Origin of the sequence: Pseudomonas sp. EMN2 (genome assembly GCF_009650555.1) — a bacterium.
Taxonomy (GTDB): Bacteria; Pseudomonadota; Gammaproteobacteria; order Pseudomonadales; family Pseudomonadaceae; genus Aquipseudomonas; species Aquipseudomonas sichuanensis.
Map to the genome: position 1 here is coordinate 1 of NZ_VZZR01000014.1, position 24,530 is coordinate 24,530.

At 65.7% G+C, this 24,530-nt stretch carries 22 protein-coding genes; 7 read left to right on the plus strand and 15 right to left on the minus strand.

All coding sequences use genetic code 11. The features are described from left to right. Positions 1–273: 273 nt before the first annotated feature. The 5 genes from F6X61_RS05680 to cbiE form a co-directional block, all read right to left on the minus strand. On the minus strand, positions 274–1,128 hold the full coding sequence (locus tag F6X61_RS05680; protein WP_153785766.1) for an SPFH domain-containing protein: 855 nt from the start codon (positions 1,126–1,128) through the stop codon (positions 274–276). A gap of 27 nt (positions 1,129–1,155) precedes the next feature. After that, positions 1,156–1,593, minus strand: a complete 438-nt coding sequence (locus F6X61_RS05685) for an NfeD family protein (protein ID WP_153785767.1) — start codon at positions 1,591–1,593, stop codon at positions 1,156–1,158. 417 nt (positions 1,594–2,010) lie between these two features. Then, complete coding sequence (locus F6X61_RS05690; protein ID WP_153785768.1) at positions 2,011–2,769, minus strand: cobalt-precorrin-6A reductase; 759 nt, start codon at positions 2,767–2,769, stop codon at positions 2,011–2,013. After that, on the minus strand, positions 2,766–3,860 hold the full coding sequence (locus F6X61_RS05695; RefSeq protein ID WP_153785769.1) for a cobalt-precorrin-5B (C(1))-methyltransferase: 1,095 nt from the start codon (positions 3,858–3,860) through the stop codon (positions 2,766–2,768). Before F6X61_RS05695 ends, F6X61_RS05690 begins: the two co-directional genes overlap by 4 nt. Further along, entirely contained in the window at positions 3,853–5,064 is a 1,212-nt protein-coding gene (cbiE, locus tag F6X61_RS05700) for a precorrin-6y C5,15-methyltransferase (decarboxylating) subunit CbiE (RefSeq protein ID WP_153785770.1), read from the minus strand. Before cbiE ends, F6X61_RS05695 begins: the two co-directional genes overlap by 8 nt. Positions 5,065–5,304: 240 nt before the next feature. Here cbiE and cobG point away from each other — a divergent pair, with 240 nt between their 5' ends. The 6 genes from cobG to F6X61_RS05730 all read left to right on the plus strand — a co-directional run bounded on the left by cobG (position 5,305) and on the right by F6X61_RS05730 (position 11,162). Continuing rightward, a complete protein-coding gene (cobG, locus tag F6X61_RS05705; RefSeq protein ID WP_153785771.1) occupies positions 5,305–6,627 on the plus strand; it encodes a precorrin-3B synthase in 1,323 nt (440 codons plus the stop codon). Beyond that, positions 6,620–7,246, plus strand: a complete 627-nt coding sequence (locus F6X61_RS05710; protein ID WP_153785772.1) for a precorrin-8X methylmutase — start codon at positions 6,620–6,622, stop codon at positions 7,244–7,246. Before cobG ends, F6X61_RS05710 begins: the two co-directional genes overlap by 8 nt. Further along, positions 7,243–7,977 (plus strand): precorrin-2 C(20)-methyltransferase, encoded by a 735-nt coding sequence (locus F6X61_RS05715; RefSeq protein WP_153785773.1) that lies wholly within the window; start codon positions 7,243–7,245, stop codon positions 7,975–7,977. The genes F6X61_RS05710 and F6X61_RS05715 overlap by 4 nt, the downstream gene beginning before the upstream one ends. Next, complete coding sequence (gene cobJ / locus F6X61_RS05720) at positions 7,974–9,665, plus strand: precorrin-3B C(17)-methyltransferase (protein WP_153785774.1); 1,692 nt, start codon at positions 7,974–7,976, stop codon at positions 9,663–9,665. Before F6X61_RS05715 ends, cobJ begins: the two co-directional genes overlap by 4 nt. A gap of 96 nt (positions 9,666–9,761) precedes the next feature. Further along, a complete protein-coding gene (locus F6X61_RS05725; RefSeq protein ID WP_178125779.1) occupies positions 9,762–10,451 on the plus strand; it encodes a hypothetical protein in 690 nt (229 codons plus the stop codon). Positions 10,452–10,538: 87 nt separating this feature from the next. Continuing rightward, positions 10,539–11,162, plus strand: coding sequence for a hypothetical protein (locus F6X61_RS05730; protein ID WP_153785776.1), 624 nt, complete (start codon positions 10,539–10,541; stop codon positions 11,160–11,162). 6 nt (positions 11,163–11,168) lie between these two features. On the opposite strand, the gene F6X61_RS05735 is transcribed toward F6X61_RS05730, so the two are convergent. The 8 genes from F6X61_RS05735 to prmA all read right to left on the minus strand — a co-directional run bounded on the left by F6X61_RS05735 (position 11,169) and on the right by prmA (position 21,777). Then, positions 11,169–11,765, minus strand: a complete 597-nt coding sequence (locus F6X61_RS05735) for a MarC family protein (protein ID WP_125860584.1) — start codon at positions 11,763–11,765, stop codon at positions 11,169–11,171. Between the two features lie 175 nt (positions 11,766–11,940). After that, the gene (locus tag F6X61_RS05740) at positions 11,941–14,706 is read right to left on the minus strand and encodes a hybrid sensor histidine kinase/response regulator (RefSeq protein ID WP_153785777.1); all 2,766 of its coding nucleotides are present in this window, start codon (positions 14,704–14,706) and stop codon (positions 11,941–11,943) included. Positions 14,707–14,833: 127 nt separating this feature from the next. After that, entirely contained in the window at positions 14,834–16,129 is a 1,296-nt protein-coding gene (gene purD / locus F6X61_RS05745; RefSeq protein WP_153785778.1) for a phosphoribosylamine--glycine ligase, read from the minus strand. A 131-nt stretch (positions 16,130–16,260) separates the two neighbouring features. Then, positions 16,261–17,868: a bifunctional phosphoribosylaminoimidazolecarboxamide formyltransferase/IMP cyclohydrolase gene (gene purH / locus F6X61_RS05750; RefSeq protein ID WP_153785779.1), complete on the minus strand. Its 1,608-nt coding sequence runs from the start codon at positions 17,866–17,868 to the stop codon at positions 16,261–16,263. Positions 17,869–17,944: 76 nt separating this feature from the next. Then, entirely contained in the window at positions 17,945–18,265 is a 321-nt protein-coding gene (fis, locus tag F6X61_RS05755) for a DNA-binding transcriptional regulator Fis (RefSeq protein ID WP_008093076.1), read from the minus strand. Continuing rightward, complete coding sequence (dusB, locus tag F6X61_RS05760) at positions 18,262–19,275, minus strand: tRNA dihydrouridine synthase DusB (RefSeq protein ID WP_110992941.1); 1,014 nt, start codon at positions 19,273–19,275, stop codon at positions 18,262–18,264. The genes fis and dusB overlap by 4 nt, the downstream gene beginning before the upstream one ends. Before the next feature lie 249 nt (positions 19,276–19,524). Further along, positions 19,525–20,856 (minus strand): DUF3426 domain-containing protein, encoded by a 1,332-nt coding sequence (locus F6X61_RS05765; RefSeq protein ID WP_153785780.1) that lies wholly within the window; start codon positions 20,854–20,856, stop codon positions 19,525–19,527. A gap of 42 nt (positions 20,857–20,898) precedes the next feature. Next, a complete protein-coding gene (gene prmA, locus F6X61_RS05770) occupies positions 20,899–21,777 on the minus strand; it encodes a 50S ribosomal protein L11 methyltransferase (protein ID WP_153785781.1) in 879 nt (292 codons plus the stop codon). A gap of 174 nt (positions 21,778–21,951) precedes the next feature. Here prmA and F6X61_RS05775 point away from each other — a divergent pair, with 174 nt between their 5' ends. Beyond that, a complete protein-coding gene (locus F6X61_RS05775) occupies positions 21,952–22,485 on the plus strand; it encodes a hypothetical protein (protein WP_153785782.1) in 534 nt (177 codons plus the stop codon). 195 nt (positions 22,486–22,680) lie between these two features. Here F6X61_RS05775 and accC read toward each other — a convergent pair whose 3' ends face one another. After that, positions 22,681–24,036, minus strand: coding sequence for an acetyl-CoA carboxylase biotin carboxylase subunit (accC, locus tag F6X61_RS05780; RefSeq protein ID WP_153785783.1), 1,356 nt, complete (start codon positions 24,034–24,036; stop codon positions 22,681–22,683). A gap of 17 nt (positions 24,037–24,053) precedes the next feature. Further along, positions 24,054–24,515: an acetyl-CoA carboxylase biotin carboxyl carrier protein gene (gene accB / locus F6X61_RS05785; protein WP_153785784.1), complete on the minus strand. Its 462-nt coding sequence runs from the start codon at positions 24,513–24,515 to the stop codon at positions 24,054–24,056. Between the last annotated feature and the right edge of the window lie 15 nt (positions 24,516–24,530).

Sequence of the window (24,530 nt, forward strand, 5' to 3'; positions counted from 1 at the left end):
CAGGCGATGTGCCGACGTGGGGGCATGGAGAGATCCGGTCAGGAATCGTGGTGGCTATTGTACGGCGGAGTATAGGTAAAAATGCCGGGGTGCGGTGAAGTGCCGCACCTGGGGTAGGGCACCTCGCGTCAAGGGCGCAACTTCGTGGGAGCGGGCTTGCCCCGCGATGGGGCCGGGCCTGGAAACGAGGTTGCCTGGGCAGGCCTCATCGCGGGGCAAGCCCGCTCCCACGAATCCGCACCCACAATGGTCGTACCCCCAGGGCTGGGGGGCTCAGGCTTTACCGCGCCCCATCAAACCGCGCACGGTCTCTTGCAGGTCGGCAGGCAGCACCACGACTTTCGAATTGTCGCTGCTCGCCAGGTTCTCCATCGCGCCGATGTAGCGCTCACCCAGCAGGTACATGGCCGGCACCGTCTCGCTGCCCACCGCGTCCTTCACCAGGGTGATCGCCCGTGCCGACGCTTCGGCCAGGTTGACCTGGGCTTCGGCATCCAGCTTGGCCGCCTGCAAGCGCGCCTCGGCTTCCAGAATGGCGGCCTGCTTGTTGCCTTCGGCGCGGGTCACGTCGGCTTTACGCTCACGCTCGGCGGCGGCCTGGCGCTCCATGGCGGTTTGCATGCTCGGCGATGGCTTGATGTCCTGGATCTCTACCGAGCGCACGGTCACGCCCCAGTCTTCGGTCTGCTCGGACATCGCCTCACGCAGGCGCGCCTTGATCTGCTCGCGGCTGGACAGCGCTTCGTCCAGGTCCATGGCGCCGACGATGGCACGCAGCGAAGTCATGGTCAGGCTGGTGACGGCGAACGAAAAGTTCTGCACACCGTAGGACGCTTTCTGTGGGTCCACGACCTTGGCGAAGCACAGGGCGTTGGCGACGATCACCGCGTTGTCCTTGGTGATGATCTCCTGCTGCTGCACGTCGAGGATGATGTCCTTGGTCGGCAGGCGGTAGGCAACCACGTCCATGTACGGGATGACGATGTTCAGGCCGGGCTTGAGGGTGCTGTGGTAGCGGCCCAGGCGCTCGACGATCCATTCCTCGCCCTGGGGCACGATGCGCACCCCCTTGAACACGGTGATCAGGACGAATGCGGCGAGGGTGGCGACGACGATGAGGCTGGTCATGTTTGCGAACTTCCTTTTAGTACTGATTCAAGCCCGGGTGACCCGGGCGGTATTGCCTTCGATGGCGGCCAGGCGCACGCGCTCGCCGGCGGGGATGTCGCTGTCGGCGACGCAGGTCCATTCCTCGTTGCCGAGGATTGGCTTCTGGAAGCGCACGCGGCCTTTCTGGAACTGCGAGACGCTGGCGGTCAGCAAGCCGACCTCGCCGATCACGCTGTCGGCGGTCCAGCGTACGTCTGCTTTCTTGCGGCGGAACACTTTGAACCAGAGCACGGTGGTGATGGACGAGAACACTACCCACAGCAGCCCTTGCATATCCAGTTGCAGGCTGGGGGCGAGCAGGGCGATGAGCGATACCAGCACGGCGCCGATGCCGAACCAGAGAATGAAGAAGGTGGGGAGCACCAGTTCCAGCAGGATCAGGGCCACGCCGAAGACGAGCCAGATCCACCATTGCATTTCCATATGGGTGGAGCCTTCCAGTAGAGGGGAGGGGATTTTACGGCAAGATCAAGGCATAGGGCCATTGGTTGAGTGTGGCTTTGGGTTTCATGGGGGTTGCGTTAGGGCTGGCAGGTGTTCGCCGAAGGATTTGCAGTGTTCTTGAGATCGAGCGCCGCCCGCGCGGCGCATCGCTGGCAAGCCAGCTCCCACAGTTTGTTTCGGGCCAATGAGTCCTGTGAAAGTACCGCTGCGCGCCTTGGCGCATGCCTTGAGTCAGGTGGGGCGGCAGCAACGCCCACGCTGAAATTGTGTCGAGCCAACAAGGCGGACCAGGAAATGGCACAGGAGAGACTGGCCCGAAACAGATGTGGGAGCTGCGGTTCGCCGCTGCGACTTGCCAGCGATGCGCCGCGCGGGCGGCGCTCGATCTCACAGGCGCTATAAAACCTTCGGCGAACACCTGTCAGCCCTGACGCGATCTGCCTCCAGCGCCTCCAGCAGCACCGCAGGACTTTCGAAAACCCGCTCCACCTCCGGCAACACCGGCCGCCTGAGCACCAACACCGGCACCCCCCGCTCTCGCGCCACCTCAAGCTTCGGCTCAGTCGCCGTACTACCACTGTTCTTGCTCACCAGCACATCGATCTGCCGGCGTTCAAACAACGCGCGCTCATCGTCAATGTTGAATGGCCCACGCGCACCGATCACCTCGCAGCGCTCATTGCCCGGGCAAGCCTCAAGGGCACGAAGGGTCCAGAACTGGTGCGGCGGGATTTCGTCCAGGTGCTGCAACGGCTCACGGCCCAGGGTGAACAGCGGTCGCTGGAACGGCGCCAGCGCCTCGATCAACTCATCCCAGTCCGCCACCTCGCGCCAGTCGTCACCGTCCTGCGCCTTCCAGGCCGGCCGGCGCAGGGCCCAGCAGGCAACCCCGGCACTGCGCGCAGCCTGGGCAGCGTTGGCGCTGATCTGCGCGGCGTAGGGGTGGGTGGCGTCGATCAGCAGCTCGATACCTTCCTCACGCAGATAGCGCGCCAGGCCTTCGGCGCCACCGTAGCCGCCAACCCGCACCTGGCAGGCCAGGTCCTGGGGCACCCGGCCAATGCCTGCAAGGCTATAGACATGCTGCGGCCCGAGTGTACGGGCAATGGCCAGGGCCTCGGTCACTCCACCCAGCAGCAGGATGCGTCCGTTCATAGCACACCCGCCTTACCGACGATGCCGCCCTGGCGGTCGATGGCGAACACCTCCACCTGCACCTGGGCCGGCACCACGCTGCGGGCGAAGGCCAGCGCATGGCGGCAGACTTCGTCGCCCAAGGCGATACCGGCGGCGTGGGCCAGGGCCAGGGCCTGTTGACTGGTGTTGGCGCCGATGATCGCTGCTTGCAGCGGCGCATCGGCGCCAATGTCGGCGGCCCAGCCGGCCAGCTGTGGAAGGTCGATGCTCGAATGGCGGCTGTGCAGGTCCATGTGCCCGGCGGCCAGCTTGCTGATCTTGCCAAAGCCGCCGCACAGGCTCAGACGCGGCACCGGCACCTTGCGCAGGTGCTTGAGCACGGCGCCGACGAAGTCGCCCATCTCGATCAGGGCGATTTCCGGCAGGCCATACACCCGGCGCATGGTGTCTTCGCTGGCATTGCCGGTGCAGGCGGCGATGTGGGTGTAGCCGTTGGTGTGGGCAACATCGATGCCTTGGTGGATCGAGGCGATATAGGCCGCGCAGGAGAACGGCCGGACGATGCCGCTGGTGCCGAGGATCGACAGCCCGCCGAGGATACCCAGGCGCGGGTTCATGGTCTTCAGGGCCAGGGCTTCACCGTCGCGGACATTGACCGTGACTTCGAAACCACCGGCGTAGGCGCATTCGTTTGCCAACTGCTGCAAGTGCTCGCTGATCATCCGCCGGGGCACCGGGTTGATCGCAGGCTCACCCACGCCCAGCACCAGCCCGGGGCGGGTCACTGTGCCCACGCCTTGCCCGGCGACAAAGCGGATGCCGGGTTCGGCCAGCAGGCGCACCTGGCTGTAGAGCAGCGCGCCATGGGTGACATCCGGATCGTCGCCGGCATCCTTGAGCGTGCCGGCCTCGGCGCCCTCTGCAGTGGTTCGGCAGAACTCCAGGCGCATCTCTACCACCTTGCCCTTGGGCAGGGTGATGTGCACCGCGTCGTGATGCTGGCCGGTCAGCAGCAGACGCGCCGCCGCCAGGCTGGTGGCGGTGGCGCAGCTGCCGGTGGTCAGGCCGCTGCGCAGGGGCGCTGGCTGTTCGCGAGTTTCTTCACGCATCGAGGGGTTTGACCACGTCGAGCAGGGTGATCGGCAGCGCCTGGCGCCAGGTGTCGAAGCTGCCCAACGGCTGGGTGTGGGCGATATGGATGCGGGTCAGTTCGCCGCCATGCTGCTCGCGGAACTGCGCCAAGGCAACTTCGCTTTGCAGCGTGACGGCGTTGGCAACAAGGCGTCCGCCCGGCAGCAGACGGTCCCAGCACAGGTCGAGCACGCCTTCGCGGGTGACGCCGCCGCCGATGAAGATCGCATCGGGGCGCTCCAGGTCGTCAAGCGCCTGCGGGGCCTTGCCGCGAATCAGCTGCAGGCCGGGCACGCCCAGGGCATCGCGGTTGTGTTCGATGAAGCCCTGGCGGCCTTCGTCGGCCTCGATGGCCAGGGTGCGGCAGCTGGGGTGGGCTCGCATCCACTCGATCCCGATCGAGCCGCAGCCGGCGCCCACGTCCCACAGCAGCTCGCCCGGTTGCGGTGCCAGGCGGGCCAGGGTGATGGCGCGCACATCGCGCTTGGTCAGCTGGCCGTCATGACGGAAGGCACTGTCCGGCAGGCCGGCGACACGTGGCAGGCGTAGGGTATCGACGCTGGCCTGGCAGTCGATGGCGACCAGGTTCAGCGCAGCGATATCGGCGTGCGGCCAGTCTTCGGCCGTACCGCTCAGTTGGCGCTCCAGTGGCCCGCCGAGGTGTTCGAACACCTGGAGACGGCTGGGGCCAAAGCCACGTTCGCACAGTTGTGCGGCGATGGCGGCCGGGCTGTGCTGGTCGTTGCTCAGCACCAGCAGGCGCAGGCCGCTGAACAGGTGGGCATTGAGCGCGGCCAGCGGGCGGGCGACCACCGAGACCACCTGCACGTCCTGCAACGGCCAGCCCAGGCGGGCGGCGGCGAGGGCACAGGAGGAGGGCATCGGCAGCACCTGCATCTCGCTGGCGGGGAACTGGCGCGCCAGACTGGCGCCGACGCCGTAGAACATCGGGTCGCCGCTGGCCAGCACGCACACCGGCTGACCGCGCAGGGCCAGCAGCGGCTCCAGCGAAAACGGGCTGGGCCAGTGGATCTGCTCGGCGCTCGCGCAGTGGGGCAGCAGGGCCAGCTGGCGCGGGCTGCCGACGATGTGCGTGGCCGCCAGCAGGGCGCGTCGGGCCTGCTTGCCCAGGCCGCTGAAGCCGTCTTCGCCGATGCCTATTACTGTGAGCCAGGGGGCCATGTGTTTCGTTCCGCCAATGTTGGAGCCGCTCGCGCCTCTTCGCGGGTAAACCCGCTCCCACAGGTACAGCACCGCCAACAGGGGCAGCGTGATTCTGTGGGAGCGGGTTTACCCGCGAAGAAGGCGACGCGGTTCAGAATTTCTACTCAATCGCAGTAGATGCTCGACCACCGGCTTTTCATGCCGCCGGACAAAGCAGGCATAATACCGCGCCTTCTACACTGAAGCGCACCTTCACGATTGCCGGATGCCCCTTTGAAGCAGGCCCAGCCCCCCAACATTACGCCTCGTCCCTCGGCCTGCCCGGGGTTGTGGCGCGTCGTCGCTGCGCGCGATGGCGGCATCTGCCGGATCAAGCTGCCCGGCGGCCTGCTGCTGGCCGACCAGGCCGAGGCCGTGGCCGACGCCGCCGAGCGCTTCGCTGGCGGCGTGATCGAGGCGACCAACCGCGCCAATCTGCAGATCCGTGGCATCGGCAACGACCACCGCGGGCTGGTCGAATGCCTGCTGGCGGCGGGCCTGGGGCCGCGCGAGGCGGCCGGCGACGATGTGCGCAACCTGATGCTCAGCCCGCTGGCGGGGCTCGACCCGAGCATGCTGCTCGATACCCGGCCGTTGGCCGGGCAGATCCTCGACCTGCTTGAAGGCACGCCACGCTTCCATGAGCTGTCGGCCAAGTTCGCCGTGCAACTCGATGGCGGTGAAGGGCTGGCGATGCTCGAACACCCCCATGACCTGTGGCTGTCCGCCGCGCAGTTCGAGCAGCGCACCTGGCTGATGTTCGGCCTGGCCGGCTGCCCGGCCGACCAGCCAGTGGGCGCGGTGCCGGTGGAGCAGGGGTTGGCGCTGGTCAGGGCGGTGCTTGCGCGCTTTCTCGACCTGGCCACGCCCGAGCAGTCGCGCATGCGTCAGTTGTTGGCGACCTGCAGCGTCGAGCAGTTCATCGACGGGCTGGCCATCCGCCGCGACGATGCCGTGTTGAACTGGCGGCGTGCCAAGGCACCGGGCGCCTGGCTGGGCGTGTTGGCGCAAGGTCAAGGTGTGGCCCTCGGTGTGGCCCCGCCGTTGGGCCGCCTGACCCCGGCCATGCTGCGTGGCGCTGCGCACATCGCCCGGCAGTGGGGTGACGGCAGCTTGCGCCTGAGCCCCTGGCAGAGCCTGGTGCTGACGTCGGTCGCCCAGGAATCCATCGGCCAGGCCCGCGATCAGCTCGCGGCGCTGGGCCTGCTCTGCGCCCCGGACCAGCCGCTGGCCCGTGTCGCCGCCTGCACCGGCTCCAGCGGCTGTGCCAAGGCCCTGGCCGACACCAAGGCCGACGCCGTTACCCTGGCTGCCCGGCTGCAGCATGGCGCCCCCGCCAGCGTGCACCTGTCCGCCTGCCCCCGTTCCTGCGCCGTGGCCCATGTCGCCCCGGCCACCTTGCTGGCCTGCGCCCCGGGCCGCTACGACCTTTACCTGCGCGATGCGCGCCTGCCGGGTTTCGGCCGGCTGCGCGCCGCCAACCTCACCCCAGAAGAAGCAGGCGCCATGCTCGACCTGCCGACGGAGCACCTTGATGATTGACTACATCCGCGATGGTCAGGAGATCTATCGCAATTCTTTCCGCATCATCCGCGAGGAGGCCCGGCTCGAGCGCATTCCCGCCGACCTGGAGAAGCTCGCCGTGCGCGTGATCCATGCCTGCGGCATGGTCGAGGCCATTGACGGCCTGCAGTTCTCCGAGGGTGCCGGCACCGCCGGGCGTGAAGCCCTGGCCAAGGGCGCGCCGATCCTGTGTGACGCACACATGGTCGCCGAAGGCATCACCCGCGCGCGCCTGCCGGCGAACAACCCGGTGATCTGCACCCTGCGCGACCCCAGCGTGCCGGACCTGGCCAAGGCCGAAGGCAATACCCGCTCTGCGGTGGCCCTGGAGCTGTGGCGCCCGCACCTGGAAGGCAGCGTGGTGGTGATCGGCAACGCGCCGACCGCGTTGTTCTACCTGCTGGAAATGATCGATGCCGGAGCACCCAAGCCTGCGCTGATCCTTGGCTTCCCGGTCGGCTTTGTCGGTGCAGCCGAGTCCAAGGCCATGCTCGCCGCCGACAGCCGCGGCGTGCCCTTCGTGATCATGCAGGGCCGCCTGGGCGGCAGCGCCATGGCCGCCGCAGCGGTCAATGCCCTCGCCACGGAGGTGGAATGATGCAGGCACGCGGACGACTGCTGGGCCTGGGCGTGGGCCCGGGCGACCCTGAACTGATCACGGTCAAGGCCCTGCGCCTGCTGCGTGAAGCGCCGGTGGTGGCGTACTTCGTGGCCAAGGGCAAGCGTGGCAACGCCTTCGGCATCATCGAGGCGCACCTGCAGGCCGAGCAGACCCTGCTGCCGCTGGTGTACCCGGTGACCACCGAAGCGCTGCCGGCGCCGCTGTCCTACGAGCAGGTGATCAGCGACTTCTACGACGAAGCCAGCGTGCAGGTGGCCGAACACCTCGACGCCGGCCGCGATGTGGCGGTGATCTGCGAGGGCGACCCGTTCTTCTACGGCTCCTACATGTACCTGCATGACCGCCTGGCGTCGCGCTACGAGGCCCAGGTGATCCCAGGTGTCTGCTCGATGCTCGGGGGGGCCTCGGTGCTGGGCGCGCCGCTGGTGTATCGCAATCAGACCCTGACCGTGCTCTCCGGCGTGCTGCCTGCCGACGAGCTCAAGCGTCGCCTGGCCGATGCCGATGCGGCGGTGATCATGAAGCTGGGGCGCAACTTCCCCAAGGTTCGCCAGGCGCTCACCGAACTGGGTATGGATGGCCGCGCGCTGTACGTCGAGCGTGCGACCATGGCCAACCAGAAGATCGTGCCGCTGGATGAAGTCGACCCACAGTCTTCGCCGTACTTCTCGCTGATCATCGTGCCGGGTGAAAAATGGCAGGGATGAACAACGTACCGGCCATCGTCATTCTCGGCCCCGGCAGCCTGGCGACCGCGCAGCGCATCCAGCAACGTTATCCACAGGCCGTGATCCATGGCCTGCAAGGGCGCGTGGAGGGGGCCGACCGTTACTACAGCGCATTCGGCGACACCCTGCGGGCCCTGTATCGGCAGGACACCCCGATCATCGCCCTGTGCGCGGCCGGTATCGTGATTCGCACCCTGGCGCCGCTGCTCGACGAGAAAGGCAGCGAGCCGCCGGTGCTGGCCGTGGCCGAGGACGGCAGCGCCGTGGTGCCGTTGCTCGGTGGGCTGGGCGGGGTCAATGTGATGGCCCGGGCAATCGCCGAGGCACTGGGCGTGAATGCCGCGATCACCACCAGCGGTGAGCTGCGCTTCGGCACCTGCCTGCTCAACCCGCCAGAGGGCTATGCCTTGGCGGACCTGGAGCAGGGCAAGCGCTTTGTCAGCGACCTGCTGGCCGGGGAAACGCTGCGCATCGAAGGCGATGCACCCTGGCTCGAGCATGCCCAACTGCCGGTCAGCGACAACGCCCAGCGCATCCTCCATGTGGGCAGTGCTGCGCGACCGGCCAACCGCGATGAGCTGGTGATCCATGCCCGTTGCGTGGTGGTGGCGGTTGCAGCTGGTGGCGCCGACCTGGCCCGGCAAGTGCGTGAAGCCTTGCAGGCGGCAGGTATCGCCGAAGCGGCGCTGGCCTGTTTGCTGGCAAGCGAAGCCGACATGGCCGCGCCGGCCTTGCAGGAGGCTGCGCAAACCCTGAACGTTGCCCTGCGCTTCGCCCCTGCTGCCAGCAGCCCTGAGCAGATGCTGGCCGATACGTTGGGGCAGGCTCGGGTCGAAACCCATGCCGGGTTGGCTGTGGCGGTTGCCGCACTGCCGGTCGACAGCGCGCAACTGGGTCGCCGACGTGGCCGCCTGGCCGTGATCGGCCTGGGCCCTGGCGCCGCCGAGTTGATGGTGCCGGCGGTCAAGGCCGAACTGGCGCGGGCCCAGGATGTACTGGGCTATGAAACCTACGTGCGCATGGCCGGCCCGTTCCGCGACGACCAGGTGCTGCACTGCACCGACAACCGCGAAGAGATGCAGCGTGCCCGCCATGCGTTCGAACTGGCGGCGCAAGGACGCTCGGTGGTGGTGGTGTCGTCGGGCGACCCGGGCGTGTTCGCCATGGCCGCTGCGGTGCTCGAAGCGCTGCACGAATCCACCGACCCGGCCTGGCAGCGGGTCGACCTTGAGATCCTGCCGGGCGTCTCTGCCTCCCTGGCCACCGCCGCACAGGCCGGGGCACCCTTGGGCCACGACTTCTGCGTGATGTCGCTGTCGGACAACCTCAAGCCGTGGTCGATCATCGAGAAACGCCTCGACCTCGCGGCCCAGGCCGACCTGGTGCTGGCGTTCTACAACCCGATCTCCAAGTCGCGGCCGCATCAGCTGGGCCATGCACTGGAAGTGGTGCGCCGCCATCGCCAGGCGCATACGCCGGTAGTGCTGGGGCGCGACATCGGGCGCCCGGGGCAGACCCTCAGGACGGTCACGCTGGGCGAGCTGGTGCCCGAGATGGTCGACATGCGCACCATGGTGCTGGTCGGCTCCTCGACCACCTGCACCTTCCCCCGTGCCGACGGCAGCCAGTGGGTCTACACGCCGCGCTGGTACCCCGCGAAAGTCTGACCAGCGAGGAAGGCTGGCCTGCTGAACGGCACATTCTCACCTGCATAGTCTTCGAGTCTCACCCGGCATCCGCCGGGTTCTGACTCAAGGATATGCATGATGAGCAAAAACCTGATCTCCGATACCCACTCCGCTGCCATCGTCGAGCAGTCGCTGGTGGCCTTCGCCGCCGGTATGAGCCTGCAGAATCGTACCGATGTCATGAATTCGTACCAGTTTGCCTCGCTGGTGGCTTCCAGGCTTTATGACAGCGAGAACCAGAGCGAGGCCTGGTACAAGCAGAACCTGAAAGTGATGGAGGACCTGGGCTGGCTGACGGTGCGTCGTACCTACGAGCGCGAACACTCCGACTCGCAGTCCCTCACCTTGGGCGCCGTCGCCTTCAAGGCCATGCGCGTTGTTGGTCAGGCCGCGTTCGGTGGGCCGGTGTCCGAGGCCATCGGCAAATTGGCCGAGGCTGCCCTCGAAGGCCTGGGGCAAGTGACCGAAGCCCAGGACATCTTCAAGCACAACTTCAGGGAGAAGCTGGTCGGGACCATTGGCCTGGCGGCTTGCCTTGAAAATGAAGAGGGGCAACTGATGATGGTGCAGACCGCGGTCAGCACCAAGGGTATGAGCCGCGACCTGGATACCGTGGCCTTCGAATGGAAAAACACCGACACCTACCACTACTCGGGCACTGCGTTGCTCACCTTCAACAATGATCACTACGCCCGCGTGCGCGAGCATGTGGAGCAGCGCTTGGGTGAACGTCGTTTCGAGAACGTGCTGCAATACGATTTCTGATCCATGAACCTTGGTCGCCGTCCGCTGTGGTGGTGGCCAGGCCTGCCCGGCAGGCAAGGGCCGGGTGCTGACAAGAGGTCATGCAGCATGGACAAGCATAGAGCGGCAGTGGCGGGCAGCAGCCTGGTCGCGTTCTTGCCTGGGGTTACCGCCGCGCAGCGTAGCGCGGTGCAGCTGGCGGCGTTGATGGCCGAGCGCGTGACGCGCACCGACCATGACCAAGGGTTGGTGACCGACTGGTTCAGCCATTACCGCAGACAGCTGCAGTATTACGGATGGGATGCCTTGTCGGCCGAGCAGGAGCACTGGCCTGGGCTCGAGCGCCCCGGCATCGTCAATGCTGCGCTGCGACGGATTGAAGCCACGGCTGGCGAGCATTACTCGACTGCGCTGGGGCTGGCGATGACGGGGTTGGCCGAGAGCGAATGGGCGTTGCTCAACTTCGAGCAACGTACCCGGGAACGCGGGGTTTTCCAGCTGTTGCCGTGTGCACCCAGCAAGCCGGGATATGTGGATCTGGTGCTCTACCGCGAACACTGCGAACGCGACATGCTCAACACCGGTTTTTTGCTTCGCAGTCGTGAAGCGACGCGGGTGCAGGCTGAGCTGGTGCGCTTCAATACGCGTTTGTTCGACCAGTCGTATCGCAGCTTGGTGGAACAACGCCTGGAAAAGATCGTCCGGCAGCAGATCCTGTCCTTCGAGATCTGAGGCGCGTTACGGCACCATGTAGCCCTTGATCCCGGTGAAGATGATCTGCGCCGCCAGGGCGCAGACGAACAGGCCCATCAGCCGGCTGACGATTTGCAGGCCCTGGTCGCCGAGCAGGCGTTCAATGCGGTGCGAGAGGTACAGCACCAGGCCGACGGTGAAGCTGGCCAGGGCAATACTGACGATAGCCAGCAGCTTGTCGTCCCAATGCGGCTGGCCCACCCCCATCACCAACAGCGCACCGATGGTGCCCGGGCCGACGGTCAGCGGGATGGTCAGCGGCACGATGGTTACGTCCTGCTGCACGTTGTCGGTCTGGATCGCCGACTTGCCCTGGGCCATGGCCAGCGCCGAGATGAACAGCACCGAACCCGCGCCGATACGGAAGGCGTCGGCGGTGATGCCGAACACGCCGAAGATCACTCGCCCGAACAGGTACAAGAGCACGCTGGCGATGAGCGTGGCGATGGCCACGCGCCAGGCCAGCTGCTTGCGCTCCTTGCTGGAGTGGCCACGGGTCAGGCTGATGAAGCACGACAGCACGAAGAACGGGCTGTAGAGCACGAGCATTTTCAGGTAGACGCTGAACAACTCATGGAGCATGGGGGAGGGTCCGCGGCGGGAGTGGGTGCGGGCAAGTGTATCAGCAGGTTTGACGGTTGTTGGGGCCGCTTCGCGCCCCTATCGCCGGCAAGCCGGCTCCCACAGGGACAGCACAAGGCCTGAGGTCAGTGCGGCCGGTGTGGGAGCCGGCTTGCCGGCGATAGGGCCAGTCGCATCACTCCAGCGGCGCGGTGACCACCTGGCGCTGCCCCGCCCAGAACTGGATCAGCTCACGCAGCTGCGACAGCTCCACCGGCTTGGCCATGTGCCCGTCCATGCCGGCCAGGCGTGCGCGCTCCTTGTGTTCGGCAAGGATGTGCGCGGTCAGCGCCACCACCGGGGTGCGCGGACGCCGGTTGGCGGTTTCCCAGGCCCGCAGCTGTTGCGTGGCGGAGAACCCGTCGAGCACCGGCATTTCGCAGTCCATCAGCACCAGGTCGTAGCGCTTGGCTTTCATCGCCTGCAGGGCCTCTTCACCATTGCTGGCGGTGTCCGGTTCGAGGTTGAGCTTGCCGAGCATGCCGCGGATGACCTTGGTCGAGATGCTGTTGTCCTCGGCCACCAGTACGCGGAAGTCGTGCGGCAGGTCCAGCGGCTGCTGGATGCCCGCAGGCAATGGCAGTGCGGCCTGTTCGCGGCCGCGCAGGGCCAGCTCTTCGGCCAGGGTGGTCTTGAGCGTGTAGCCGGCCACGGGCTTGGCCAGGATGCGCTTGACCCCGGCATTGCGGGCGATGACCTTGCTCGGCGCGTTGCTGATGCCGGTGAGCATGACCACCAGGATGTCGTGGTTCAGGCTTGGGTCTTCCTTGATCTTCGCCGCCAGTTGCATGCCGGTCATGCCGGGCATGTTCTGGTCGAGCAGCACCACGTCGAAATAGTCGCGCAGGTGCGCCTTGGTGCGCAGCAGGGCCAGCGCCTCCTTGCCGGAAGGCACGGCGCTGACGTTCATGCCCCAGGCGCTGCATTGCTGCACCAGGACCTTGCGGCAGGTGTCGTTGTCGTCGACCACCAGCACCCGCGCGTCGCGCAGCGGGCTGTCGAGGTCGGTCGGCGGTTGCTCCAGGCGGTGCGGGTCCAGCGGCAGCGTCAGCCACAGGGTGTTGCCCATGCTGGTGCTGGTCTTGATGCCGAACTCACCCTGCATCAGGCCGATCAGCTGCTTGGCGATCACCAGCCCGAGGTGGCCGCCGAGCTTGTTGCTGGAGAGGAAGTGGCGGCTGTGCAGTTCGGCCTGCAGCAGGGCGTCGCGCTCGGCCGGCGCCATGGGGGCGCCGCTGTCCTGCACGGCAATGCGCAGGCGCGGGGTGTCGCCGCGCTGGTCGAGGGCCACCACCAGCAGGATCTCGCCCTGTTCGGTGTTCTTCAAGGCGTTGTCGAGCAGGCTCGACAGGGCCTGGCGCAGGCGGGTCGGGTCGCCGCTGACCACCCGTGGCACTTGCGGCTGGGTGAAACTGATCAGCTCGATGTTCTGCTGCTCGGCCTTGGCCCGGAAGATGTTGAGGCAGTCTTCGATCAAGGCGTTGAGGTCGAACTGCACGTCGTCCAGTTCGATCTGCCGCGATTCGAGCTTGGAGATGTCGAGGATTTCGTTGATTAGCGTGAGCAGTTCGTTGCCAGCGCTGTGGATGGTCTGCACGTAGTCGCGCTGCTTGACCGACAGAGGCGTGCCCAGCAGCAGCTCGGTCATGCCCAGCACGCCGTTCATGGGGGTGCGGATCTCGTGGCTGATCTTGGCCAGGAACTCGGCCTTGGCATTGATCTCGGCGTCGCTGGCGGCCAGGGCACGGCTGGCACGGAAGCGCTCCTCGCTGATGCGCCGCAGGCGCTCGCTGACGGCCAGGTTGAGCAGCAGGCCGCTGACCACCGTCAGCACCATCAGGATGCACAGCAGCCAGGGTGTGGAGGTGCGCGTGAGGCCGAGCAGGGCCGGCAGCAGCACCAGGCCGCCGATGTTGTACACCAGCATGGCCAGGGCAAATAGCCGCGCCGGCCCGTAGCCCTTGTACCAGTGATAGCTGCTGACCAGCAGCATGCTCAGGCTGCCCAGGGCCATCAGGGCGTAGGTCATCAGGTTCAGCGGCAGGGTGTCGACGAACAGCAGTACCAGGCCACTGACCGCGGCCACCAGCATCTCTGCGTGCAGCAGGCGGTTTACGCGTGCCGAGCTGCAGGGCGCGAAGAAATGCAGGGTGAAGTAGAGGCCGGAAAGCCCGGCCAGCACCAGGGTCAGGTAGGCGGCTGGGGTCTGGGCGCTGTACCACAGGTGCCACCAGGGGCCGCTGAGGTTGAGCAGAATGAGTGCGCTGAGCAGCATCAGGGCGTGGTAGAGCGCCAGCAGCAGGGTGGTGCTGGAGCGGCTGTAGGCGAAGCGGATCAGGTTGTGCAGGATCAGCATCACCAGGCCACCAAACAGCAGGCCGAACAGCAGCGGCTGGCGCTGGTCTGCGGCGGCCACGGCGGCAGGTTCCAGGCTGATGGCCGGGCGTAACTGGTGTTCCGACACCAGTCGCAGGTACACATCCACCGCCTGGCTGCTGCGTGGCAGTGGCAACACGTGGTCGCTGCCATTGACCGACAGGGTGCTGGTTTCGCCCTGGCGCCCGTGGTGCAGCTGGCGCAGCAACTTGCCGCCTTCGAGGGCGTAGAGGTCGATGCGTGACAGGTCGGGGGCGAAGATGCGCAGCAACTGCTCCTGCTCGCCAGGTTCAAGGCGGTAGTGCAGCCACAGGGCCTGGTCGGGGAGGGCGGCGTCCAGTTCGTCGAGCGGCAGGGGGCTGAACTGGTTGCGGTAACGCTCGGAGCGCACGTCGGAAAGCTGCAGATTGGCCTGTTCGTCGAGCAGCACCGACCAGCCGCCAGCGTCTTCGGCCGCAGCCGGGAACAGGCAGAACAGGGTCAGCAGGCTGATGATCAGGGCTGTGGCAATCCGAAGCCGACGCACGACGAAATCCCTTCTTAGCTAATGTGCCGGATAGCAACTATGCGCGGCGCGCCAAGGCGAAGGCAAGGCCCCGTGGGGGCCTTGCCGACGAGCCGAGGGCCGTGCGCGACGGCCCTGGGCTTGAGCATTACTGCTGGTGTTCACCGCGCTCGCGGGCAATGGCCCGGTAGCCGATGTCGCTGCGGTAGAAGCTGCCTTCCCACTTGACCTCCTTGGCCAGGCGGTAGGCCTGTTGCTGGGCGGCCTCGACGGTATCGCCCATGGCGGTGGCGCAGAGCACGCGACCGCCAGCGGTGACCACCTGGTCATCCTTCAACGCGGTACCGGCGTGGAATACCTTGCCTTCGAGCTTGGCGGCAGCGTCCAGGCCGCTGATCGCAGCGCCCTTGGCGTAGTCGCCCGGATAGCCGCCGGCAGCCAGTACCACGCCCAGGCTCGGGCGCGGGTCCCACTGCGCTTCGACTTTGTCCAGGGCCTTGGCGAAGGCGGCTTCGATCAGCAGCACCAGGCTCGACTCCAGGCGCAGCATGACTGGCTGGGTTTCCGGGTCGCCGAAGCGGCAGTTGAATTCGATGACCTTGGGGTTGCCCGCCTTGTCGATCATCAGGCCTGCGTAGAGGAAGCCGGTGTAGACGTTGCCTTCCTCGGCCATGCCGCGCACGGTCGGCCAGATCACCTGGTCCATCACGCGCTGGTGCACCTCGGCGGTGACCACCGGGGCCGGGGAGTAGGCGCCCATGCCACCGGTGTTCGGGCCGGTGTCCTGGTCGCCGACGCGCTTGTGGTCCTGGCTGGTGGCCATCGGCAGCACGTTGTGGCCGTCGACCATGACGATGAAGCTGGCTTCCTCGCCGTCGAGGAACTCTTCGATCACCACGCGCGAGCCGGCTTCACCGAAGGCATTGCCGGCGAGCATGTCACGCACGGCGTCTTCGGCTTCCTGCAGGGTCATGGCGACGATCACGCCTTTGCCGGCGGCCAGGCCGTCGGCCTTGATCACGATTGGTGCGCCTTTTTCACGCAGATAAGCCAGGGCCGGCTCGATCTCGGTGAAGTTCTGGTAGTCGGCGGTCGGGATCTTGTGGCGGGCCAGGAAGTCCTTGGTGAAGGCCTTGGAACCTTCCAGCTGGGCGGCGCCCTTGGTCGGGCCGAAGCAGTCCAGGCCGCGGCTGCGGAACAGGTCGACAACGCCGATGACCAGCGGGGCCTCGGGGCCGACGATGGTCAGGTCGACGTTCTTCTCGGCGAAGTCGGCCAGTTGCTCCAGGGCGGTCACGTCGATGGCAACGTTTTCGCACTTGGCTTCGGTGGCGGTGCCGGCGTTGCCTGGCGCCACGAAGACTTTCTCGACGCGTGGGTCCTGGGCGACTTTCCAGGCCAGGGCGTGCTCACGGCCGCCGCTGCCGATGATCAAAACTTTCATGTCAAAACCTCTGTTTGTCGGCGACCCCGGCCTGTGGGAGCGGGTTCACCCGCGAATACGGCGGTGAACCCAGCATCGCATTCGCGGGTAAACCCGCTCCCACAGGGGGTGGGGGTCAGCCAGGCATCTGTTTAGTGGCGGAAGTGGCGCATGCCGGTGAAGACCATGGCGATACCGGCTTCGTCGGCAGCGGCGATGACTTCGGCATCGCGCATCGAGCCACCTGGCTGGATCACGGCGCTGATACCCACTTTAGCCGCGTTGTCGATGCCGTCACGGAACGGGAAGAACGCATCCGAGGCCATGACCGCACCCTGTACCTGCAGGCCGGCATGCTCGGCCTTGATGGCAGCGATGCGCGCCGAGTTGACGCGGCTCATCTGGCCGGCGCCGACACCGATGGTCTGGCGCTGCTTGGCGTAGACGATGGCGTTGGACTTGACGAACTTGGCTACTTTCCAGGCGAACACCAGGTCGTGGATCTCTTGCTCGGTCGGCGCACGCTTGGTGACGATCTTCAGGTCATCGGCAGTGATCATGCCGATATCGCGGCTCTGCACCAGCAGGCCACCGTTGACGCGCTTGAAGTCCCAACCGGCGGCACGCTCAGCTGGCCACTCGCCGCACTCCAGCAGACGCACGTTCTGCTTGGCGGCCACGACGTCGCGGGCGGCCTGGGAGATTTTCGGGGCGATGATCACTTCGACGAACTGGCGGTCGACGATGGCTTGGGCGGTTTCGCCATCCAGCTCGCGGTTGAAGGCGATGATGCCGCCGAAGGCCGATTCGGTGTCGGTGGCGTAGGCCAGGTCGTAGGCCTTGCGGATGCCGCCTTCGTTTTCCGGCACTACTGCGACGCCGCACGGGTTGGCGTGCTTGACGATGACGCAGGCCGGCTTGACGAAGCTCTTCACGCATTCCAGCGCGGCGTCGGTGTCGGCCACGTTGTTGAACGACAGCTCCTTGCCTTGCAGCTGGATGGCGGTGGAGATGCTGGCTTCGCCTTTCTTGGCTTCAACGTAGAACGCCGCGCTCTGGTGCGGGTTCTCGCCGTAGCGCATTTCCTGGGCCTTGACGAACTGGCTGTTGAAGGTGCGCGGGAACTCGCTGCGATCTTCGGTGCTCAGGGTGTCCTTGGCCTGGTTGATGGTGCCCATGTAGTTGGCGATCATGCCGTCGTAGGCGGCGGTGTGCTCGAACGCCTTGAGCATCAGGTCGAAGCGTTGGGCGTAGGTCAGGCCGCCGGCCTTCAGGCCTTCGACGATACCGGCGTAGTCGCTGGCGTTGACCACGATGGCCACGTCTTTGTGGTTCTTGGCTGCCGAACGGACCATGGTCGGGCCGCCGATGTCGATGTTCTCGATGGCGGTCGGCAGATCGCAGCCCGGTTTGCTGATGGTGGCTTCGAACGGGTACAGGTTGACCGCGACCAGGTCGATCGGCTTGATGCCGTGCTCGTTCATGATGGCGTCGTCGGTGCCGCGACGGCCGAGGATGCCGCCGTGGATCTTCGGATGCAGGGTCTTGACCCGGCCGTCCATCATTTCGGCGAAGCCGGTGTAGTCGGCCACTTCCACCGCGTTGACGCCGTTGTCCTTGAGCAGCTTGTAGGTGCCGCCGGTGGACAGGATCTCGACACCGAGCTGTTGCAGCTCACGGGCGAATTCGAGGATCCCGGTCTTGTCGGAGACGCTGATCAAAGCGCGGCGGATCGGCAGGCGGGTAGTCTGGTCGGTCATTTCAGATTCCATAACGCGGTGGAGTCAGCAAAAAAGGCGCCTCGTTACGAGCGCCTTTTTGGTTGGGGTTCTGGCCTTACAACAGATCGTACTGCTTGAGCTTCTTGCGCAGCGTGCCTCGGTTGAGCCCGAGCATCTCGCTGGCCTTGGTCTGGTTGCCCTTGACGTAGTTCATCACGCTTTCGAGCAGGGGCGCCTCGACTTCGGAGAGCACCAGGTTGTACACGTCCGTGACGGTAGCGCCTTCCAGGTGGGCGAAGTAGTTGTGCAGCGCCTTCTCGACGCTGTCGCGCAGGGTCTGGCCCTCCTCGCTCGGCGTGTTCAGGTGCTGCTTGAGGTTGGCGTTATCGCTCACGGGCGTTGTTCCACTCACTAATGTCTCGGTCATCATCGTCATGCGGCCACCCCTTGTTCGTCCTCTGTCCCAAGGCTCTGTCGACGTTCGGCGAAATAAGCCTGAACGTTGGCGCACTGCGCTTGTGTGTCTTGCAAAGCGTTGAACTGGCTGCGGAACTCCTTGCCGCCAGGTCGGGTTGCCAGGTACCAGCCAACGTGCTTGCGGGCGATCCGCACACCCATCACATCGCCGTAGAAGGCATGCAACGCGGCCAGGTGTTCCAGCAGAATACGTTCCACTTCGTCCAGCGCAGGGGCGGGCAGGTGCTCGCCGGTGCGCAGGTAATGCTCGATCTCGCGGAAAATCCACGGCCGCCCCTGGGCGGCACGGCCGATCAGCAGGCCGTCGACCCCGGTGGCGTCCAGCACCGCCCGGGCCTTTTCCGGCGAGGTGATGTCGCCGTTGGCGAATACCGGGATCGACACCGCCTGCTTGATAGCGGCGATGGTGTCGTACTCGGCGTCACCGGTGTACAGGTCGGCGCGTGTGCGGCCATGCACCGCCAGCGCCTGGATTCCGGCCTGTTCGGCGATCTTCGCCACGTTCAGGCCGTTCTTGTTCGCCCGGTCCCAGCCGGTGCGGATCTTCAGGGTCACCGGTACCTCGACAGCGCCGACCACGGCGTGGAGGATCTCGCTGACCAAGGCTTCGTCTCTCAATAAAGCAGAGCCGGCGGCCTTGTTGCAGACTTTTTTCGCCGGGCAACCCATGTTGATGTCGATGATCTGGGCGCCAGCTTCGACGTTGGCCCGTGCAGCGGCTGCCATCATCTGCGCATCACCACCGGCGATCTGTACCGAGCGCGGCTCGGGATCACCTTCGTGGATGCGGCGCAGGCTCGACTTGCGGCTGTTCCACAGGCTCATGTCGCTGGACACCATTTCCGACACCACCATGCCCGCCCCCAGGCGTTTGCACAACGTACGGAAAGGTTGGTCCGTGACCCCGGCCATTGGTGCAAGGATCAGGTTGTTGTGCAGTGTGTATGGGCCGATGCGTACCGCCGACATAGGTGTTCCCTGTTGTGGGGCCGAATCATTGGAGTCGAAAAAGGGTGGGCATGATACCCGCTCTCGATGACTGGATAAAGAAGGATTTGGATAAAATCTGAACAGTTGTCGGCTTATGACATTTGTGTGGGTTGGTGCGGACCCCGTGGGAGCGGGCTTGCCCCGCGATGCCGGCGTAGCCGGTACCATCCATCGCGGGGCAAGCCCGCTCCCACGTGCCCAATGCATGACCTGCCACAGGTTTGGTGATCACTCCGGCGAGCGGAAGCTCAGGCTGTAGTTCACCGCCTTGGGCCCTGGGTCGAGGATGTCCAGGGCGATGTGGATCGGTGTCTGGCTGGGCATCTCGCCACGGCCTGCCAACTCCCCCGAGAGGTACTCGCTGGGCTTGAAGCGCCGGCTGGCGATCAACTGGCCATTGAGGTCGGCGAAACGCAGTTCCAGCAGCGGGAAAGGCTGGGCGAAGGGCGCGCGGTTGTAGATGATCGCATCGACGATCAGCGCGCCTTTGAAGTCAGGGTGGCTGCGCACCACCAGGTTGCTGCTCTTGATCCGTGAGATGTCGACGCGGGTCGGCACCTGGCAGCCGAGCATCGGGCACAGCTGCTGGAACCACGGGCGGTACTGGTCCTGGCGAGCCATTTCGTCGAAGTGGTACCAGATGTACTGGAACGCCAGCAAACCGGCCGCCAGCAGCGTCAGCAGCCCCCATAACAGGCGCTTGCCCCAGTTCGGAGCGGGTTTCTCCCAGCCCAGCTGCAAGGGATCGTCGACCACATCGACCAGCGGTTCCTTGCGCGCGCGCTCGGGTTTGAGCGCCAGGCTCGGCTCCACGCGCTCTTCGGGCAGTTCGTCCAGTTCGTCGGCATCGCGGGCCGACAGGCGTTCGCTGCGCAGGTCGTCGTCCAGTGCCGACAGGCCTGGCTCGGGGAGCGGCTCGTCGTGGCTGGACAAGCGCTCGACCGGCGCGTCCAGGTCATCATCGAGTGGCGGGCGGCTGACGGCCGGTTCGTCGTCCAGCTCGAGCTTGGCGCTGCCCAGGGTCGGTTCGGTGCGTTCATCGGCAGCCGGTTCCAGGTCCAGCGGCTCCTGTTCGACCAGTACCGGTGCCTCGGTGTGCTGCGCCACAGGCTCGACAGGGGCGTCGGTGGCGGTGCCGAATGGCTCGTCGCTGAGTTCGTCGACGCCGTGCTCGTCACGGCTGGCATGCAAGGTGGGTGCTGGTGTGGCGGCCCGCCGGTCGCCTGGGCTGCGCCGTTCGAGGCGAGCCAGTTCCTGATCGAGGTCGAAGTCCTCCAGCGCCTCGGCGGTGCTGGCCCAGTCCTGCTTGACCGGCGGCACCGGCTCGATGGCCGGCGCCATGACCGGCTGCTCAGGCTCGACCGGCTGCTCAGGCTCGGCGGCCGGAGCGGCTGGCTGCCCCGTGGCCGCGCGATTCTGCTCCAGCAACTGCTTGGCGGCGTTGAACACCTGCAGGCAGTTGCCGCAGCGCACCACGCCACGCGCCACGCTCAACTGGTGATGGGTGACGCGAAAGCTGGTCTGGCAATGTGGGCACTGGGTGACGAAACTGTCGGTCATGCGGCGGTCCGGGGGCTGTGCAGGTATTGAGTCTAGGCGCGCTTAACGGCGGCGACCACTGATCCGTACCCAGCCGTCGCGCACGACAATCGGGTCCAAGTCGAAGTCGGCGGCGTAGGCCGCGGCCACTTCCTCACCCTGTTCGGCAAGGATGCCCGACAGCGCCAGCAAGCCGCCGGGGCGAACCAGGCCGGACAGTTGCGGCGCCAGCGCCACCAGCGGGCCGGCCAGGATGTTGGCGACCAGCACATCGGCCTGCATGGCCGGCATGTGCTCAGGCAGGTACAGGGGGAACCTGTCGTCGGCGATGCCATTGCGCTGGGCATTGTCGCGCGAGGCTTCCAGCGCCTGCACGTCGATGTCGGTGCCGACCGCTTCACGGGCGCCGAGCAGCAGCGCGGCGATGGCGAGGATGCCCGAGCCGCAGCCGAAGTCCAGTACCTGGGTGCCTTGCAGCTGTTGGCCGTCGAGCCATTCCAGGCACAGTGCGGTGGTCGGGTGGGTGCCGGTGCCGAACGCCAGGCCCGGGTCGAGCAGCAGGTTGACCGCGTCCTGTTCCGGCGCCTCGTGCCAGCTCGGCACGATCCACAGGCGCTGGCCGAAGCGCATTGGCTGGAAGCCGTCCATCCAGCTGCGTTCCCAGTCCTGGTCCTCGATCACCTCGGCCTGGTGCTCGGGCAATGCGGCGCCGGTCAGCAGGGTCAGGTGGGCGAATACCGCATCGGGCTGGGTGTCGGCCTCGAACAGCGCCAGCAGGTGAGTGTGCGACCACAGCGGGGTGGTGTTGAGGTCCGGTTCGAAGATCGGCTGGTCTTCGGCGTCCATGAAGGTCACCGACACCGCACCCACTTCCAGCAGGGCGTCTTCGTAGGTTTCGGCTTGTTCCGGGCTGATGGCCAGGCGTACTTGCAGCCAGGGCATGGCGGGCACCTTTGGTAAATCGACAGGGGCAGCCCGAGGCTGCGCGAAAGGGCGCCAGTTTACGTCAGGCGGCCGCTAAAAGGGAGTGAGGCAGCGAGCGGGGCATAGCAATAGATACCGCGGATTCGTTTCTGGTCAGCGTCAGACTGCAGCCACTTTCACGGTGAGGTACTGATGATGACCAACGAAACACTGGCCGCGCGGATGACTCAATGGGGCGAAATCGTCGAGGAGCGCCTGGCTACGCAGATGCCGCTGCAGGCGGTGATCGAAGAGCAGATTGCGGTCGAATTCCAGTTTCTGGTGCCAGAAGTGGCGCTCACTCCGGAACTGCTGTCTGCGCTTTACCAGGCCTCGCTCGTGCGTGCCAGCGGGTTGTTTGCAGAGGCTGCGACTGGCGCCGAGCAGCCGTGGCGGGAGCAGGTGCCGGAAGGCCTGCATGAAAGCGTGGAGATCGTGATCGAAAGTGTCAGCGTGCGTTTCGTCACTGCCTATGACGACACGCTGCGGCGCCACTGGTCGCAACGCCCTGCCGAGCTGCTGGATTCGACGCTTTATGTGCAGCGCCTGCGCGAGGTGCTGTTCGATCATGTGATGGACCTGCAGGCACTGCTGGAGCAGGGTCATGCCGGTGATGCCCTGCATGGGTATATCCAGGCTTACCAGCAGGCTTGGTCCGACCAGGCACCCTCGCTACTGCTGGCCTAGCAGACGGATCAGGAGGCTGCTGCGCATTCCATCGCTGGCAAGCCAGCTCCCACACAGGGCGTGCAAGGCCTGAGACATGTGCTGTCCCTGTGGGAGCCGGCTTGCCGGCGATTGGGACGCGCAGCGGCCCCAGGTTTTCGCAGGCAATAAAAAACCCCGGCACTGGGCCGGGGTTCTTTCATCTCGCTAACGCGATCACTCCTGGTTGGCCAGTTTGTGCTCGAGGTAGTGGATGTTGATGCCGCCTTTGCAGAAACCTTCATCACGCACCAGGTCGCGGTGCAGCGGGATGTTGGTCTTGATGCCGTCGACGACGATCTCGTCCAGGGCATTGCGCATGCGCGCCATGGCTTCGTCGCGGTCCTTGCCGTAGGTGATCAGCTTGCCGATCAGCGAGTCGTAGTTCGGCGGAACCGAATAACCGCTGTACAGGTGCGAATCGACGCGCACGCCGTTGCCACCCGGGGCGTGGAAGTGCTTGACCTTGCCTGGGCTCGGGATGAACTTCTTCGGGTCTTCGGCGTTGATCCGGCACTCCAGCGAGTGGCCACGGATCACCACGTCTTCCTGGCGGAACGACAGCTTGTTGCCAGCGGCGATGCTGAGCATCTCCTTGACGATGTCGATGCCGGTGACCATTTCCGAAACCGGGTGCTCGACCTGGACGCGGGTGTTCATCTCGATGAAGTAGAAGCGCCCGTTCTCGTACAGGAACTCGAAGGTACCGGCACCGCGGTAGCCGATCTCGATGCACGCGTCGACGCAACGCTTGAACACTTCCTGGCGGGCTTTCTCGTCGATGCCCGGGGCCGGCGCTTCTTCGAGAACCTTCTGGTGACGGCGCTGCAGCGAGCAGTCACGGTCGCCCAGGTGCACGGCGTTGCCCTGGCCGTCGGACAGTACCTGCACTTCCACGTGACGTGGGTTGGTCAGGAACTTCTCCAGGTAGACCATCGGGTTGCCGAACGCAGCACCGGCTTCGGTGCGGGTCAGCTTGGCCGATTCGATCAGGTCTTCTTCCTTGTGCACCACGCGCATGCCGCGACCACCACCGCCACCGGCGGCCTTGATGATCACCGGGTAACCCACCTCGCGGGCGATTGCCAGCGCGGTTTCTTCGTCTTCCGGCAGCGGGCCGTCGGAGCCCGGAACGGTCGGTACGCCCGACTTGATCATGGCGTCCTTGGCCGACACCTTGTCGCCCATCAGGCGGATGGTGTCGGCTTTCGGGCCGATGAAGATGTAGCCGGAGTTTTCCACCTGTTCGGCGAAATCGGCGTTTTCCGCGAGGAAGCCGTAACCCGGGTGGATGGCAGTGGCGCCTGTCACTTCAGCAGCGGCGATGATCGCCGGGATGTGCAGGTAGGATTCCTTGGACGGCGCAGGGCCGATGCAGACCGTCTCGTCGGCCAGGCCCAGGTGCATCAGTTCAACGTCGGCCTTGGAGTAGACGGCGACGGTCTTGATGCCCTGTTCTTTGCAGGCACGCAGGATCCGCAGGGCAATTTCCCCGCGGTTGGCGATCAGGACTTTTTCGAGCTTCCCAGACATCGTTGGCTCTCCGCGGTTCAAACGATGGTGAACAGCGGCTGGTCGTATTCAACCGGCTGACCGTCTTCTACCAGGATGGCGTCGATCACACCGCCGATTTCGCATTCGATGTGGTTCATCATCTTCATGGCTTCGACGATGCACAGGGTGTCGCCCTTCTTCACGGTCTGGCCCACTTCGGCGTAGTTCGGCGAGGTCGGCGAAGGCTTGCGGTAGAAGGTGCCGACCATCGGCGAGCGCACCACGGTGCCTTTCAGGGCCGGGGCGGCAGCGGCGGCTTCGGCAGCTGGAGCGGCAGCAGCGGCAACCGGGGCGGCGACAGGCGCGGCTACCGGAGCAGGTGCGTAGTACTGTTGAGCGGCCGGGGTCTTGCTGTTACGGCTGATGCGAACGGACTCTTCGCCTTCCTTGATCTCCAGTTCGTCGATGCCGGACTCTTCCAGCAGTTCGATCAGCTTTTTGACTTTACGGATATCCATTAATCAGCAACTCCC

Coding starts and splice junctions, on each gene's coding strand:
- F6X61_RS05680 (WP_153785766.1), bottom strand. CDS start 1,128: ATGACCAGCCTCATCGTCGTCGCCACCCTCGCCGCATTCGTCCTGATC.
- F6X61_RS05685 (WP_153785767.1), bottom strand. CDS start 1,593: ATGGAAATGCAATGGTGGATCTGGCTCGTCTTCGGCGTGGCCCTGATC.
- F6X61_RS05690 (WP_153785768.1), bottom strand. CDS start 2,769: ATGAACGGACGCATCCTGCTGCTGGGTGGAGTGACCGAGGCCCTGGCC.
- F6X61_RS05695 (WP_153785769.1), bottom strand. CDS start 3,860: ATGCGTGAAGAAACTCGCGAACAGCCAGCGCCCCTGCGCAGCGGCCTG.
- cbiE (WP_153785770.1), bottom strand. CDS start 5,064: ATGGCCCCCTGGCTCACAGTAATAGGCATCGGCGAAGACGGCTTCAGC.
- F6X61_RS05710 (WP_153785772.1), top strand. CDS start 6,620: ATGATTGACTACATCCGCGATGGTCAGGAGATCTATCGCAATTCTTTC.
- F6X61_RS05715 (WP_153785773.1), top strand. CDS start 7,243: ATGATGCAGGCACGCGGACGACTGCTGGGCCTGGGCGTGGGCCCGGGC.
- cobJ (WP_153785774.1), top strand. CDS start 7,974: ATGAACAACGTACCGGCCATCGTCATTCTCGGCCCCGGCAGCCTGGCG.
- F6X61_RS05725 (WP_178125779.1), top strand. CDS start 9,762: ATGATGAGCAAAAACCTGATCTCCGATACCCACTCCGCTGCCATCGTC.
- F6X61_RS05730 (WP_153785776.1), top strand. CDS start 10,539: ATGGACAAGCATAGAGCGGCAGTGGCGGGCAGCAGCCTGGTCGCGTTC.
- F6X61_RS05735 (WP_125860584.1), bottom strand. CDS start 11,765: ATGCTCCATGAGTTGTTCAGCGTCTACCTGAAAATGCTCGTGCTCTAC.
- purD (WP_153785778.1), bottom strand. CDS start 16,129: ATGAAAGTTTTGATCATCGGCAGCGGCGGCCGTGAGCACGCCCTGGCC.
- purH (WP_153785779.1), bottom strand. CDS start 17,868: ATGACCGACCAGACTACCCGCCTGCCGATCCGCCGCGCTTTGATCAGC.
- fis (WP_008093076.1), bottom strand. CDS start 18,265: ATGACGATGATGACCGAGACATTAGTGAGTGGAACAACGCCCGTGAGC.
- dusB (WP_110992941.1), bottom strand. CDS start 19,275: ATGTCGGCGGTACGCATCGGCCCATACACACTGCACAACAACCTGATC.
- F6X61_RS05765 (WP_153785780.1), bottom strand. CDS start 20,856: ATGACCGACAGTTTCGTCACCCAGTGCCCACATTGCCAGACCAGCTTT.
- prmA (WP_153785781.1), bottom strand. CDS start 21,777: ATGCCCTGGCTGCAAGTACGCCTGGCCATCAGCCCGGAACAAGCCGAA.
- F6X61_RS05775 (WP_153785782.1), top strand. CDS start 21,952: ATGATGACCAACGAAACACTGGCCGCGCGGATGACTCAATGGGGCGAA.
- accC (WP_153785783.1), bottom strand. CDS start 24,036: ATGTCTGGGAAGCTCGAAAAAGTCCTGATCGCCAACCGCGGGGAAATT.
- accB (WP_153785784.1), bottom strand. CDS start 24,515: ATGGATATCCGTAAAGTCAAAAAGCTGATCGAACTGCTGGAAGAGTCC.